This is a genomic window from Pseudovibrio sp. WM33, assembly GCF_001623165.1.
GTDB lineage: Bacteria > Pseudomonadota > Alphaproteobacteria > Rhizobiales > Stappiaceae > Pseudovibrio.
In genome coordinates this window covers 1-12,641 of sequence record NZ_LMCK01000007.1, presented here as the reverse complement: position 1 = coordinate 12,641, position 12,641 = coordinate 1, and the positions used below count along the sequence as shown (strand labels likewise).

Genomic DNA, 12,641 nt, shown 5'->3' with positions numbered 1-12,641 from the left:
GCAGAGTTACAAGGCCTGTGCGCTTCTTACGGCGGCGCGCAGGCCTCTGCGTTGGGCGCCGGGGCTGCTCCATGATTTTAAGAGGAAGTCGCGGATGTCGGCGTGGTGGGCTTTGGTGAACTGAGCGGTTTCCAGTGCATCTACGATACGAGAGGTGCGGATGCCCTCGTTTGCGGCGTAGGCGATCTGGTCCGGGTGTCTGCGTGCGGTTGCCCGGCTGATGGGCTGGCCGTTCTTGCCCAGAATGTCACCTTCTGTGTTGGTTCGCGGGATTGCCATGTGGTGTACGGCGACAACCTCCCAACGGCTGTTAAAGACGGGGGAGCCTGAGCTTCCCTTTTGCGTATCGCCGGAGTACCAGCAAAACATGTGTGCATCAGTTCCATTTTCAATATGCAGAAGGTGGTTGTTATGGACGACCACGGCTTTGTTGCGTCCAAGGGGATGCTGAATGATATTAATCGGATCTCCCTTCTTGATTTTGCCTTGCTGGCGGATGAGGGCGTGCCAGCCATAATGGTCCAGTGGAATGAAGTTTGGATCTTCGTCCACGACGGCCGCGATGGCGATGTCCAGTTCTTCGTTGGCCCAGAAAAAACGGTCTGGTTCAATGGAGCAGATTTTTGAAGGCGTCTGCTTGCCAATGCGGTTTGCTTCTGCTCCCAGCTCAAAGAAGTGCTGGCGTGCTTCGTGCTCATTGGGCAAAACATGATGGTTCGTCATGATGAGACCGTGCCCGACGAGAAAGCCGGTGCCGAACCTAAGTCCTTCAACATGCTCAATTCTGCCAACTGAGCGCGCGGCATATAGGCCGTATTCAAAGAACTCGATTGGGAGGAGGTCGTTGCGCGCGCCGATCAAAGCTTCCTTGCCCAGTCTTGAGAGATCCTGCACGTCATCCTCAAAGATTGAGGGCTGTGCAGAGATGGCACAGCCTTCTGACAAGGCGAGCGTGGCCTGCCGCTTCTGATAGAGATTCAAGCGTTCCCGGCTATCTGTCTCCGCTTGTGTGCCTGCAAGAATTGCACTGCGCGTCTTGTTTAAATCCCCCAGACGGCTTTGCAATCTATGAGTCGCTTTTTCAAGTAATACATTGTTTAAGTTATGTAATTTAAGGGTCATGAAAAGTACCTTTAAATTGTTATCTGCATATGGCAAGCTTAACCATAAGATCACCTCTTGTGTAAAGTTTATCTGTAAATCTAGGAGGGGGAATACTATGAAAATTACATATGATGAGTTTTTGAAAATTGCTCGGGATCCAAGTGTTCCGGAGGAACAACTTCTAAAATACTGTGACGTGGTTGAGCATTCAGGTGCATTTGATATACAGTTTCGAATAAAACCTGACATGGTGCAGATGACTGAGGCTGATCAGGAGTTTGAGAATGCTCTTCAGATCGGTAATTGGGCGTCTCGCATCCGCCGATACTGGCGGTTCAAGGATGCGCTCAGGGATCATCCTGAACGACCTATGCTGATTTCAGAGGGAGACAGCTGGTTTCAGTTTCCGATCCTGATTGATGACGTCATTGATCATCTCAGCGCACACTTCAACATTTACTCGCTAGACGCTGCCGGGGATACGGCGCAAAACATGGTGTATGGCGCGAACCGGGCGCGTCGCCGCGAGTATCTTTCAGCGCTGCGAGACTACAAAGATCAGGTGTCCGGGTTCCTGTTTTCTGCTGCCGGGAATGATGTCATTGGCGAGGACCCGGATACCGGTGTTGCTGTGCTCTTTGATGTCCTGAAGGACTTCAACGGTGATATAACTGATGTGGAGGGGCACATTGACCGTGTGGTGTTTGATGAGAAACTTGCTTTCCTCAAAGGAGCTTATGAGCGGGTGATCAGCGACATTCGCGGTGTTGCGGAACTGCAAGAGATGCCTGTCTTCGTGCATGGATATGATTACGTGTTCCCATTCAGATGGGAGGGAGATACGCGTGATCCGCTGCATGCGGCTCAGGATGAGTGGCTGGGTGAACCACTGTCAGATCGCAATATTCCGAGCGTGCTTGGGCGTAAGATTATCAGCGCTATGTTAGACGAGCTTTATAACATGCTTGATGGTCTGGCGGCGAGCGATGCTAATGTCATCGTGGTTGATTGCCGAGGGGCTATGCCAAATCTGACGGACTGGGTGGATGAGATTCACGGCACGTCTGATGGATTTGCAAAGGTGGCGAGCCGGTTTAAGGCTGCTATTGATCAGGCCCTTGTGGCGCAAGGTGCCATGACCTGATTTATTGAGGTGAGTGATTGTTAGTGCACCGGTCTTGAGTACCGGTGCACTTTCCATTTGCTGATGGGGCGGCGTGAATTGCTTTCATTGCATGCAGATATCATGCAAGAATTTGCTCGATGCCTGCCTTTGCTGTGAGTTCCAGTTCTTCTCGTGAAGTGCCGGAGCGGGCGCGCAGGGACAGGCCGTTCAGCAGGCAGCCCAGAAGGTTGCCGGTGATTTCAGCGGTTTGTTTTGGCTGGATTTTCCGGTCTCTGATCGCGGTTTCAACTGTTTCGCGCATGGTCTGGTCGATCCGGTCGAGGACCATTTTCAGGACTTCTTTGATCTCTTCATCTGCGCCTGCTTCAGATGGGGCCGTACAGGTGACGAAGCAGCCCATCGGTCCGCCATCACTCTTTGATGCTTTGGGCCGGTAGATCTCCATGGCCTGCATAAAGACCTTCTCCAGTCCGCGTGAGATCTCTGTCTCGGACAGGATGGCCGCTTCTGTGCGTTTGCCCATCATTTCGGCGAAGTGCTCCAGGCACTTGATGTACATGTCCTTCTTGGAGCCGAACGTGGCGTAAAGGCTTGGGCGGTTGATTCTGGTCTCTGCGGAGATCTGGTCCAGGCTGGTTGCTGAGTAACCGTTTTCCCAGAAAATCCGCTGAATTGTGTTCAGCGCTTCGTCTTTGTCAAAAAGGCGCGGGCGTCCGCGTGGGCGTGATGGACTCATTTATGTACCGCTTCGCATGAAAATATTGAGCTCAGAATATTGATGCGATACGGTACTTAATTATTCATGTTTTTGGAAGAGTGAGTTATTTCTGTGACGGCAAAGAATTGTAGAGCCTCTGAGCGTGTGATGGGTAACCTGAACTGGGGGTATGGCGAAGGAGCATACAGCAACGGGCGATTGACGCCTTTGGAGCATCTCAAACTGGTTGGTAATCTGGTGCGCACGCAGCTGGTTGAGCTGGGGGATGGCGTGAAAGACCGGATGGGCTTGTTAGCACCGGTTTCTTCTGAGCTGGAAGCACTGCTACCTGCTGAGACGGCGTTGGTGCGCGATAGCCTGGATTTTGCTGTTGAGACGCATGATACGAGATTGTTGCATCACAGCTGGCGGACTTATCTGTTTGGCGTGCTGCTGGGGGAGTATGCGGGTGTGCCATTTGATCGGGAGCTCTTGTTCTCAGCTGCTATTTTGCATGGCAGTGGGCTGATCAACAATCGTGAGATCCATGTGCATGAGTGCTGCTTTGCTATCTCCGGGGCGGAGGTGGCCTGCCATCATTTATCAGCTTGCGGACATGACGGTGATACGGTGCATATGGTTGGGGATGCGATTGCGCTGCATCTGAATGCCTATGTGTCGGCGCGGGTGCATGGGGGCGAGGCGTATCTGGTCAATCGCGGGGCGATGTGTGATCTGTTTGGGGCAGGGCATCGCCGTCTTGCCAAGTCCAGCGTGGATGAAATCATGCAGAAGCATCCGCGAGAGGGTGTGATTGAAGTGTTGGAGTTTGAAACTGCGAACCACCTGAAAGGCACGCGGCCTTATGTGCTGACCAAGCTGACAGGCGGAAAGGAGCCGAAGACTGCGTTTGATATCTACGGCGTATAGCGCCGCCTAAAGCACCAGTGAGAGCAGCTTTTGAACTTTGGTGTGCTGCTGTTGCGTGTCTTTGTATTCGCCGCAGACACAGCCAATTGCGACGTGGATCATGAAAGCGCGGACGGAGACTGCACCGAGTTTTGGATCAATTGCTCGAATAGATTTATCCTGCTGGCCCTTCTCAACACTTGCTTGAAAGAGCGCATCAATGCTGATTGCGACATTGATAAAGTATTCTGCTCTGGTGCCTTTTTCCCAACCAGCTACATCTATGAAGATGCGCAGGAATTCTGGTTGTTTTTCAAAGTATTCCAGAATTCCCATGAGAGATTGATTCAATACATCCCGCCCATTGAGGGGGCTGCTTTCTGCTGCCTTGTGAAGACTGTCCACGCAGGCTTTCAGTTCCTTCAGGCCGATCTCAGCAAACAGTCCCAGCTTGTCGCCGAAGTGGGCGAAGAGTGTGCCTTTGGAAACGTTGGCTTGCTCGGCAATGCTCTCTGTGCTGACCGCATTGAAATTGCCTTCATTGAACAGGCTCGTTGCCGCCACCAAAATGCGCTGGCGGGTTTCCTGTGCTCGTTTTTGTTTGACCTGAAGCATGGTTCCCTCAATCTGAATAATATGACTATGGTCAAAAAAATAAATTGACCGCAGTCAAATAAATGGAGCTTGCATGACAAACAGAATTTTTGTGTTTAGCGGTCATCTCGGAGAGGATCGTCTTGGGCATGCACTGGCTGAAATATATGCCGAAGCTGCACGTCAATCTGGGGCGGAGGTTCGTGTGATGAACCTGAGCGCTATGAACTTTGAGAGTGCGTTGCTCTCAGGCGACTTCAAAGGAGATCAGGCGCTGGAACCGGATGTGGCTGCATTTCAGGAGAACCTGAAATGGTGCAGTCATTGGACGCTAATTTATCCGCTGTGGTGGGGTGGTATGCCGGGGCCTATGAAGGGGCTGCTGGACCGCGCCTTGCTGCCGGGTGTTGCCTTCAAAATGGTGGAAGGGGAAGAGCTGCCCGTGAAGCTTTTCAAAGGCCGTAGCGCACGTGCGATTATCACCAGTGATACAGCGGCGCATTACTATGACGAGCTTTATGACTGTGCTCATGACAAGGTCATGGGGCGTCAGATACTGGACTTTATCGGGATTGAGGAGCACAGCTTCAAGATGTTCTCGCCAATGTATCTGGCGAGTGAGGACGAGTGTGCTTCCTGGATTGCTGAAATAACTGAGCTTGGCAAACAGGACGCAGTTGCGCGACAGGATGTGTTAGCCGTTGCATAAAGAAAAGCCATGCAAGTCAGTGACTTGCAGGGCTTTGTTGCGAATATGATTCTGGTTTAACTCAGGCCGGTTCGCTGATGACTTCAGTCTTAGAGCTTGAGCCCCATTCGGTCCATGAGCCATCGTAAAGCGCGTTTTTGGTGAAGCCAACTTGTTCCAGAGCCAAGGTGATGACAGCTGCTGTCACGCCTGAACCGCAAGAGGTGATCACCGGAGTGGAGGCGTCCACACCAGCCTGCGCGAAGATGTTCTGCAGGTCTTCTTTGGAGCGCAGCTTGCCGTCGTTCAACAGCAGGCCAAATGGCAGGTTCAGAGCACCTGGCATGTGGCCGGCGCGCACACCTTCGCGTGGTTCCGGTGCCAGTCCTTTGAAGCGCTCTGGTGCGCGTGCGTCAAGCACAAGGTGACTGCTGGTTTCCAAGGCATTCTGCACCTCATTGAGGTTGCGCAACATGTCGTTGTTCAGCATGGCTGTGAAGTGGCGTTCCATGCGGGCTGGCACTTCGTCAGAGATCGGATAGCCTTCTTCCTTCCACGCAGGCAAGCCACCGTCCAGCACGAAGACGCTCTTTACACCAAAGGCGCGGAACATCCACCAGACGCGGGCTGCGGAGAAAATGCCCATGCCATCATAGACAACGATGGTCTGGCCATCGCCAATGCCCATCTTGCGCATTTTGGATGAGAACACGTGTGGCTCTGGCATCATGTGCGGGAGTGGAGAATTCTGGTCGGACACGTCGTCAATGTCCATGAACAGTGCGCCGGGAATATGCTCTTGCTCGTATTCCTTTTTGGCGTCGCGCTCCATGGCAGGCAGAAACCAGGAAGCATCAATGATAACTACATCAGGAGCATCAAGGTGATCCTTGAGCCAGCTTGTCGAAACAATCGGGTCCTGAGCCATGTTTTAGTCCTCCAACTGGATACGGACGCGTCTGTTCTGACGGCCTTTTTTCTCAATCTTAGTGATTACAGCTTTGCCAATCTGTGCGGTTTGAGACACGTGCGTTCCGCCGCATGGCTGCAAATCAACATCTTCCCCAATTCTTATCAGCCTTACCCGTCCGCTGCCCATAGGTGGTTTTACACTCATGGTTTTTACAAGGCCAGGATTGGCAGTTAATTCGTCGTCTGTGATCCATTCCTGCGTCACGGCATGATCACTAGCAATGAGGTCCTGAAGCTTGCCTGACAGCTCTTCCTTGTCCAGTGCTGCCTCGAGAATATCAAAGTCCAGACGGCCTGTGCCATCGCTGATCTGGCCACCGGTGACCGGGAAAGGCAGAACAACGGAGAGCAAGTGCAACGCTGTGTGGACACGCATGCGCTTGTAGCGGGTCTCCCAGTCAATGTGCGCGGTGATTTTTGCGCCGCTGGTCAGTCCTGCTGGAAGCTCGGTGCCCTCAGTTGGTACATGCACAACCTGGCTGCGGTCTCTGGAATAGACACCTGTTGCGATTGGAATGCGGGTGCCATCTTCCAGCTCAAGAGAGCCGCAGTCGCCCGGTTGGCCACCGCCATTGGGGTAGAAGCAGGTCCGGTCCAGAATGATGCCACCTTCCGGTGTGATTTCACTTACAACCGCTTCGCTGCTGCGTAGGTAAGCCTCTTCTCGGTACAAATGTTCGGTCATGGAATAATCTCAAATGGATTGGAACAGGTGCGCCATGAAATGTATTGGCACACCTTTTAACTGGTGATCTTAAGCGGTGGAGCGGGCGCTGAGCAGCTTCACAGCGAAAGCTGCCATGATGCCGGCGAAAGAATAGTCGAGGATGCGCATCACCCGCGGTGAGCTGCGCAGGAACTTGGAGACAGCAGAAGCCCCAAACACCATTACCAGACTGCTTGGCACGTTCAGCAGAATGAAGAAGAAGCCAAGGAACAGCAGTTTGGATGTTGCGTATGGATCAGACGCGGACACAAACTGTGGCAGGAAGGTTACGAAGAACAGCACAACTTTCGGGTTGAGCAGGTTGATCGTGACAGCCTTAGCCCAGATGGCTCTTGGTGTTTCGCGGGATGCTTCTCCTTCTTCCAATGAGAGGGCTGAGCCGTTGTGCAGGATCTGGAAGGCCAGGTAGACCAGATAGAGCGCGCCCACTGTTTTGAGGATTTGGAAGGCAAACTCAGATGCAGCGAGCAGCGCGGAGATGCCGATGGCTGCCAGAAACGCATGGATCATGATGCCGTTTGTTGCGCCGATGATCGCAACCAGTCCGGCTTTTCGGCCCTGTGTGAGCGTTTTGCTCATGAAGAAGGTCATGTCCGGTCCGGGTGTAATGGACAGGATGAAGGCAGCAAGGGTAAAGCCTGCCATCACGCTTAGTTCAGGCACAAAATACATGCGAAAAGCCCTCTGGGTTATTATTCTCAATTGGCCCTAACGTATTTTACTGCCCCCGCGCAAGTCTACTGAATTGTCCTCATTATTTCGAAGGGTGCTCTAAAGAGTTTCGGACTTATTGGAAGCATCATTGCTCGCAATGATAGCCGGGCGTATATCCATGCGAGAAATTGAGAGGTTGCCTTTAAGCTGAGCCAGAAACAAAAGCGCTTCAGATACCGCTTCGTATGATGTGGCAGCTTCCTGAAACAGTTCTGTCATGTCTTCTGTTTCCCGAAGATTGTCTGGGATGATGACATGGCTTTGCATCCCGTAGGCGTAGAGATCGCCTTGCAGGCTTTCAGAAAATCGAAGTATTGCTGCTTTGGTTGCTGAATAGGCTGCCCACGTACTGGTAGCGCCTCGGTTGGTGAGGCCTGCCGTTGAGCCAATGAAAATGATTTTCCCAAATCCTTGGTGTTTTCCGTGTTTCATGAAAGCTTTGGAGAGGAGCATTGGGGCTTTAAGTGTGATATCTGTTTCTGCGATGATCTCATCATCAGATAGCTCATCGAATGGCATGCCGCCGGTGTAACCTGAGGCGTTGTTTATCAAGATATCCAGTCGGCCATATTCAGCAAACGCGTCGGCGATGATTTCGTTGCAAGCTGCGGCATCTTTCACGTCCAGCGATTTCCAGTTGAGGCCCACTTTATCTTGCTTCTCAGAGGTGTCACGTGCGGTTGCTATGACTTCATTGCCTGCTGCCATAAACGCAACTGCTGTTGCATGACCTAATCCGCGGCCTGCTCCGGTAATCAAAACAACTTTTTTCTGTGCTTGGGTCATTCAATCAATACTCTAATGTTCAGGGCGAGCAATCGCTTTTGCAAAGGTAATCGGCGGCCAGGAAATAAGGACCTACAAAATAGGTGAGAACAGGCGGGCGGCCTGGGCGAGGACGCGGAAGGCGTAGCGGCGGTTGTTGAGTTCCAATCTGTCTGTCTGACGGGCGCCTTTGAAATCCTGCTGGAGCATCTCTTCTGTCTTCCTGATCATGTTCTGGCCCGTGAACCAGAGCGTGATTTCGAAGTTGATGTTGAAGGAGCGGTTGTCGAAATTGACTGTGCCGATGCCTGCCAGCTCCTCATCTATGAGGATGACCTTTTCGTGCAGGAAGCCTTCCAGATAGCGATAGACCTTGATGCCATGGCTGGCGAGATTATCTGCATGGGCATAGCTGGCGAGCCAGACGAGCCAGTGGTCGGCTTTTTCCGGCAGGAGGATGCGGACGTCCACGCCGCGCAAAGCGGCTGCATAGAGGGCTGTGAGGACCTCTATGCCCGGCACAAAGTAAGGGCTGACGATCCAGATGCGTTTCTTGGCTCTTGAAATGCTCTCCACAAACGTGATGGCGCAGTCTTCCTGAATGTCTGCCGGCCCTGTCGGCATGACCATGACGCTTTCTCCACCCGTTTGGGAGAATGAGGAGGGCAGCTCCAGTTGCAGTGTCTTGCCTGTTGCAAATTGCCAGTCTTCGCTGAAGGAGAGTGTGGCTGCGAGCGCTGCCGGGCCCGTGACTTTGACATGGGTGTCGCGCCAGTGACCAAACTCTTTTGACAGCCCCAGATACTCCTCACCGATGTTGTGGCCGCCGATCCAGCAGTGTTTGCTGTCTGTGACTACGACTTTGCGGTGGTTGCGGTAGTTGAGGCGCATGGGGCCGAGCATACGCATGAGGCGGTGACGTCTGTTGAACGCGCTGACGCGGACACCAGCGTCCTGCAGGCGCGTGAGGTACTGCGTGGAAAGAGAGCGGGAGCCGATGTCGTCGTAAAGCAGGCAAACGTGCAGGCCCGCTTTGGCGCGTTCTATCAAGGCATCTGCCAGTTCCAGTCCTGCGCTGTCTTCGCGGATGATGAAGAACTGGACAAGAACATGCCTTTCGGCGGTGCGGATGCCTTCAATGATGGAGGCAAACATAGCTGGACCATCGATGAGCAGGTCACACTGGTTGTTGGTGAGAAAAGGCACCGAGGCCACACGGGTGTGCACCGGCCACTGGCTGTTGGCTGCGCTGTCTACATAGGGGGTGTGACGATTGAGGACGTCTGCTTCAATCTGGGAGATATCATCGCGGACCTCGATGTAATCATCCAGCCGCTTCCATGCGAAGACGAAGTAGAGCGGGACCGTTGGCATGGGGATGAAAAACAGAGAGAGCAGCCAGGCAATGCTGCCTTGCGAGGTGCGCGAATACATGATCTCGCGAATGGCGCAAATGACTGCCAATGCGTAGAAAAGTACACTGAAAATTGCGATCAGGGGAAGAAGGCTAAATGAGGATTCCAAGCGCTACAACTCCTGTAATGCGAGGACCTACTTATAGCTGTGCCAAGAGGAATGGTCAAAACCTCTTGGCGTATTGTGTAATGCTTTCCGTTAAGGTCAGGCAGCTTCAAATGGAATGGCGATTTCGGACTTGCGTTCCATCCATTCTGGCACTGGCAGGCCTTTTTCGCGCAGGAAGGTCGGGTTGAACATCTTGCTCTGATAACGGGTGCCGTAGTCGCACAGTATAGTCACGATGGTGTGGCCCGGTCCCAGCTCCTTTGCCAAGCGGATTGCGCCTGCGACGTTGATGCCGGAAGAACCGCCAAGGCAGAGGCCTTCGTGTTCCAGAAGCTCGAAGTTGATCAGCAGGCCTTCCTCATCAGAGATGCGGTAAGGGATGTCGATCGGTGCATCTTCCAGATTGGCGGTGATGCGGCCCTGACCGATGCCCTCCGAGATGGAGGAGCCTTCGGACTTCAGTTCGCCGTGGGCGTAGTAGTTGTAAAGCGCTGCGCCGTGTGGGTCTGCAAGGCCGATCTTGATGTTCGGGTTCTTTTCCTTCAGGCCGATGCCGGTGCCGGCAAGCGTGCCGCCGGTGCCGACTGCGCAGATGAAGCCGTCCACTTTGCCGTCGGTCTGCTGCCAGATTTCCTGAGCGGTGGTTTCAATATGGCCCTGACGGTTAGCGGTGTTGTCGAACTGGTTGGCCCAGATGGCGCCTTGCGGGTGGGTTCTGTTCAGCTCTTCAGCAACGCGCTGCGAGACCTTGATGTAGTTGTTCGGGTTTTTATAGGGAACAGCCGGAACTTCGATCAGCTCAGCGCCTGCGATGCGCAGCATGTCTTTCTTTTCCTGAGACTGGGTCTCCGGAATGACGATCACGGAGCGATAGCCCAGAGCGTTGCCGACCAGCGCAAGGCCGATACCGGTGTTGCCTGCTGTGCCTTCCACAATGATGCCGCCCGGCTTGAGCGTGCCGCGTTTGACTGCGTCGTTGATGATGAAGAGGGCGGCGCGGTCCTTGACGGACTGACCCGGGTTCATGAACTCGGCTTTGCCGAGGATCTCACAGCCGGTTCGCTCGGAGGGGCCTTTGAGGCGAATAAGTGGAGTGTTGCCGATGGCTTCGATGGCAGAGGCGCGCGTATCCATAGTTTCTCTCAAATAATTCGTATGACCAAAAATCAGAATGCGGGTGTTTACCCCTTTTGAGACCACGCTACTGCGCTGACCTCACGAGAACAAGAAATGGGCTGCCAAAGGGTGCGTCAGACTAGGATATTATTCTCTTTGCAATTGCGCATGAGAACAAAATTGCTCACGGGCTGCGTGGCTTTCGAATGAGTGCGCTAAATGCGATTTGAGAGAGTATCGATTTGCGCGCAGTCCAGCCTTCGTCAGGATCTGCTTTCCAGCCAGGTGATGGCATCCTTGGTGGCTTTCCAGAGGATCTCACCGTTCTCACCTGCGCGCAGCATGAAGGAGTTGTGGACTTCCTTTGGGACGGGCTGCACCTCCAGCAGATTCACCTGCGTATCCAGTGCCGGGGCAAAAGCTTCCTTGCGGGTGATGACAAAGCGCTCATCGGTTGGCACGCGGGACTGGTCTTTCTTCAGGCTGGCAGACTGTAGTGCTTTGTTGTGAGTGGCAGGTTGCATCACGGTGACGGCAATGGCTCTGCCATCTGGCAGCAGATGCGTCTCGTTTTGCTGGACCTCGGAATTGTAGATCACCTCGCCGTGGGTATCGATGAGCTCTACCCACAGGGTCTTGCGGCCCTCAATTTCCACCTCACCAACCCAGATGGACAAATCACTCTCTAATGGATCGGCGTAGGGTGTTTTGGAGGGCGGAGCAACGGTGACGGCCAGATAGTCCTCTGGCATGGCGTAGGTGTTGCCATTGTCGGATTTTTCGATGAGCTGAGGGCCTGATGTTGTGGCAGGCGCGGAGGCGGGTGGCGTTTCTGCGTGCGAAGGCGCAGCCAAAGCGAGTGGCGCAGCGATGCAGGCGGCAAGAAACCCTGATCTTGTGAGATGCAACTTGAAGGTTTGCGGCAGACCGCAGGATGGCAACAGACTACTCATTTATGGCTCCCTGACTTTTACGCAGCAACTTTCCCGGAGGGGGCGCCTTATTATGTGCACTTCACTAGTCATCACTTAGTAATGATTATGATAATATGCACTAGATATATTAGAGGTATACGCATTTACTTAGAGTATCTATGCCATAATAATTGTATATAAATTATGTTTCGCGTATTTATACTTTCAGGTTATTTAGATGCTATTATGTAAAATTTTCATTGTGTTGATTTGCTATAGAATTTGGATAGAACTGTGATGTAGATCGCAGTTTGTACATATGGCAAAAAAATCTAGTATTTTTCCGCATGAGCTAAGCTTTTGAAAGAACAGCGCTTCATTTCGGCCAATTTTTTGTGGGTGCCAAGGGCTGTCGGGCGGCATTTGGGCTCGTGGCTGATATGCACAGCTCTCCAGACTTATGAACTGCCTGAAAATTGAAGGAGCCAGAGCTGGGTCAGTGGGTGGCTATATGCAGGATCAGGGTGAGTTTTAGCGCAAAATGGAACGCCTCCGCTTTTGTGCGGAAGAGAGTTCTACCCAAATGGACTTTATGTCTTCGGCCAGCGGCACTTGATAGTGCTGCACCTTCGCTTCGCGTGAACATGGTTTTCTACCCATCATTTTTCTTGTTTTCTGGATAGACGCGCGCGCACGTGTTTTGTGAAGAGAAGAGATGTTTAAGAAGAAGGGGAGGATAAAGAGAAAAGTATGGCTCCCCGGGCCGGATTCGAACCAGCGACCAAGCGGTT

At 52.9% G+C, this 12,641-nt stretch carries 14 protein-coding genes; 3 read left to right on the top strand and 11 right to left on the bottom strand.

Annotation, left to right across the window (positions count from 1 at the left end):
* Positions 1 to 6: 6 nt before the first annotated feature.
* Complete coding sequence (locus PsWM33_RS01535) at positions 7 to 1,122, bottom strand: trypsin-like serine peptidase (RefSeq protein ID WP_082826831.1); 1,116 nt, start codon at positions 1,120 to 1,122, stop codon at positions 7 to 9.
* A 97-nt stretch (positions 1,123 to 1,219) separates the two neighbouring features.
* Here PsWM33_RS01535 and PsWM33_RS01530 point away from each other — a divergent pair, with 97 nt between their 5' ends.
* The gene (locus PsWM33_RS01530) at positions 1,220 to 2,248 is read left to right on the top strand and encodes a hypothetical protein (protein WP_063298986.1); all 1,029 of its coding nucleotides are present in this window, start codon (positions 1,220 to 1,222) and stop codon (positions 2,246 to 2,248) included.
* 100 nt (positions 2,249 to 2,348) lie between these two features.
* Here PsWM33_RS01530 and PsWM33_RS01525 read toward each other — a convergent pair whose 3' ends face one another.
* Positions 2,349 to 2,966 (bottom strand): TetR/AcrR family transcriptional regulator, encoded by a 618-nt coding sequence (locus PsWM33_RS01525; RefSeq protein ID WP_082826830.1) that lies wholly within the window; start codon positions 2,964 to 2,966, stop codon positions 2,349 to 2,351.
* Between the two features lie 93 nt (positions 2,967 to 3,059).
* Between PsWM33_RS01525 and PsWM33_RS01520 the strand changes: the two genes are divergently transcribed.
* A complete protein-coding gene (locus PsWM33_RS01520; RefSeq protein WP_244276640.1) occupies positions 3,060 to 3,857 on the top strand; it encodes a phosphohydrolase in 798 nt (265 codons plus the stop codon).
* A gap of 6 nt (positions 3,858 to 3,863) precedes the next feature.
* On the opposite strand, the gene PsWM33_RS01515 is transcribed toward PsWM33_RS01520, so the two are convergent.
* The gene (locus PsWM33_RS01515; protein ID WP_063298984.1) at positions 3,864 to 4,451 is read right to left on the bottom strand and encodes a TetR/AcrR family transcriptional regulator; all 588 of its coding nucleotides are present in this window, start codon (positions 4,449 to 4,451) and stop codon (positions 3,864 to 3,866) included.
* Between the two features lie 73 nt (positions 4,452 to 4,524).
* On the opposite strand from PsWM33_RS01515, the gene PsWM33_RS01510 reads away from it, so the two are divergent.
* Positions 4,525 to 5,139, top strand: a complete 615-nt coding sequence (locus PsWM33_RS01510) for an NAD(P)H-dependent oxidoreductase (RefSeq protein ID WP_063298983.1) — start codon at positions 4,525 to 4,527, stop codon at positions 5,137 to 5,139.
* 61 nt (positions 5,140 to 5,200) lie between these two features.
* Here PsWM33_RS01510 and sseA read toward each other — a convergent pair whose 3' ends face one another.
* From sseA to PsWM33_RS27630, 8 genes are all read right to left on the bottom strand, one after another.
* On the bottom strand, positions 5,201 to 6,046 hold the full coding sequence (gene sseA, locus PsWM33_RS01505; protein WP_063298982.1) for a 3-mercaptopyruvate sulfurtransferase: 846 nt from the start codon (positions 6,044 to 6,046) through the stop codon (positions 5,201 to 5,203).
* Positions 6,047 to 6,049: 3 nt separating this feature from the next.
* The gene (locus tag PsWM33_RS01500; RefSeq protein ID WP_063298981.1) at positions 6,050 to 6,775 is read right to left on the bottom strand and encodes an alanyl-tRNA editing protein; all 726 of its coding nucleotides are present in this window, start codon (positions 6,773 to 6,775) and stop codon (positions 6,050 to 6,052) included.
* 69 nt (positions 6,776 to 6,844) lie between these two features.
* On the bottom strand, positions 6,845 to 7,489 hold the full coding sequence (locus PsWM33_RS01495) for a LysE family translocator (protein ID WP_063298980.1): 645 nt from the start codon (positions 7,487 to 7,489) through the stop codon (positions 6,845 to 6,847).
* A gap of 99 nt (positions 7,490 to 7,588) precedes the next feature.
* Positions 7,589 to 8,317, bottom strand: a complete 729-nt coding sequence (locus PsWM33_RS01490) for an SDR family oxidoreductase (RefSeq protein ID WP_063298979.1) — start codon at positions 8,315 to 8,317, stop codon at positions 7,589 to 7,591.
* Between the two features lie 72 nt (positions 8,318 to 8,389).
* Entirely contained in the window at positions 8,390 to 9,820 is a 1,431-nt protein-coding gene (cls, locus tag PsWM33_RS01485) for a cardiolipin synthase (protein ID WP_063298978.1), read from the bottom strand.
* A 96-nt stretch (positions 9,821 to 9,916) separates the two neighbouring features.
* On the bottom strand, positions 9,917 to 10,954 hold the full coding sequence (locus PsWM33_RS01480; RefSeq protein WP_063298977.1) for a cysteine synthase A: 1,038 nt from the start codon (positions 10,952 to 10,954) through the stop codon (positions 9,917 to 9,919).
* A 245-nt stretch (positions 10,955 to 11,199) separates the two neighbouring features.
* Positions 11,200 to 11,889, bottom strand: coding sequence for a hypothetical protein (locus tag PsWM33_RS01475; RefSeq protein WP_063292380.1), 690 nt, complete (start codon positions 11,887 to 11,889; stop codon positions 11,200 to 11,202).
* A gap of 492 nt (positions 11,890 to 12,381) precedes the next feature.
* Positions 12,382 to 12,641, bottom strand: a 260-nt coding sequence (locus PsWM33_RS27630; RefSeq protein WP_206598966.1) for a hypothetical protein, incomplete at its 5' end; no start/stop codon positions are given.

Bases quoted from the DNA above. Each gene is read 5' to 3' on its own strand.
- PsWM33_RS01495 (WP_063298980.1), bottom strand. From the start codon at position 7,489: ATGTATTTTGTGCCTGAACTAAGCGTGATGGCAGGCTTTACCCTTGCT.
- PsWM33_RS01480 (WP_063298977.1), bottom strand. From the start codon at position 10,954: ATGGATACGCGCGCCTCTGCCATCGAAGCCATCGGCAACACTCCACTT.
- PsWM33_RS01515 (WP_063298984.1), bottom strand. From the start codon at position 4,451: ATGCTTCAGGTCAAACAAAAACGAGCACAGGAAACCCGCCAGCGCATT.
- PsWM33_RS01510 (WP_063298983.1), top strand. From the start codon at position 4,525: ATGACAAACAGAATTTTTGTGTTTAGCGGTCATCTCGGAGAGGATCGT.
- PsWM33_RS01525 (WP_082826830.1), bottom strand. From the start codon at position 2,966: ATGAGTCCATCACGCCCACGCGGACGCCCGCGCCTTTTTGACAAAGAC.
- PsWM33_RS01535 (WP_082826831.1), bottom strand. From the start codon at position 1,122: ATGACCCTTAAATTACATAACTTAAACAATGTATTACTTGAAAAAGCG.
- sseA (WP_063298982.1), bottom strand. From the start codon at position 6,046: ATGGCTCAGGACCCGATTGTTTCGACAAGCTGGCTCAAGGATCACCTT.
- PsWM33_RS01500 (WP_063298981.1), bottom strand. From the start codon at position 6,775: ATGACCGAACATTTGTACCGAGAAGAGGCTTACCTACGCAGCAGCGAA.
- PsWM33_RS01530 (WP_063298986.1), top strand. From the start codon at position 1,220: ATGAAAATTACATATGATGAGTTTTTGAAAATTGCTCGGGATCCAAGT.
- PsWM33_RS01475 (WP_063292380.1), bottom strand. From the start codon at position 11,889: ATGAGTAGTCTGTTGCCATCCTGCGGTCTGCCGCAAACCTTCAAGTTG.
- PsWM33_RS01490 (WP_063298979.1), bottom strand. From the start codon at position 8,317: ATGACCCAAGCACAGAAAAAAGTTGTTTTGATTACCGGAGCAGGCCGC.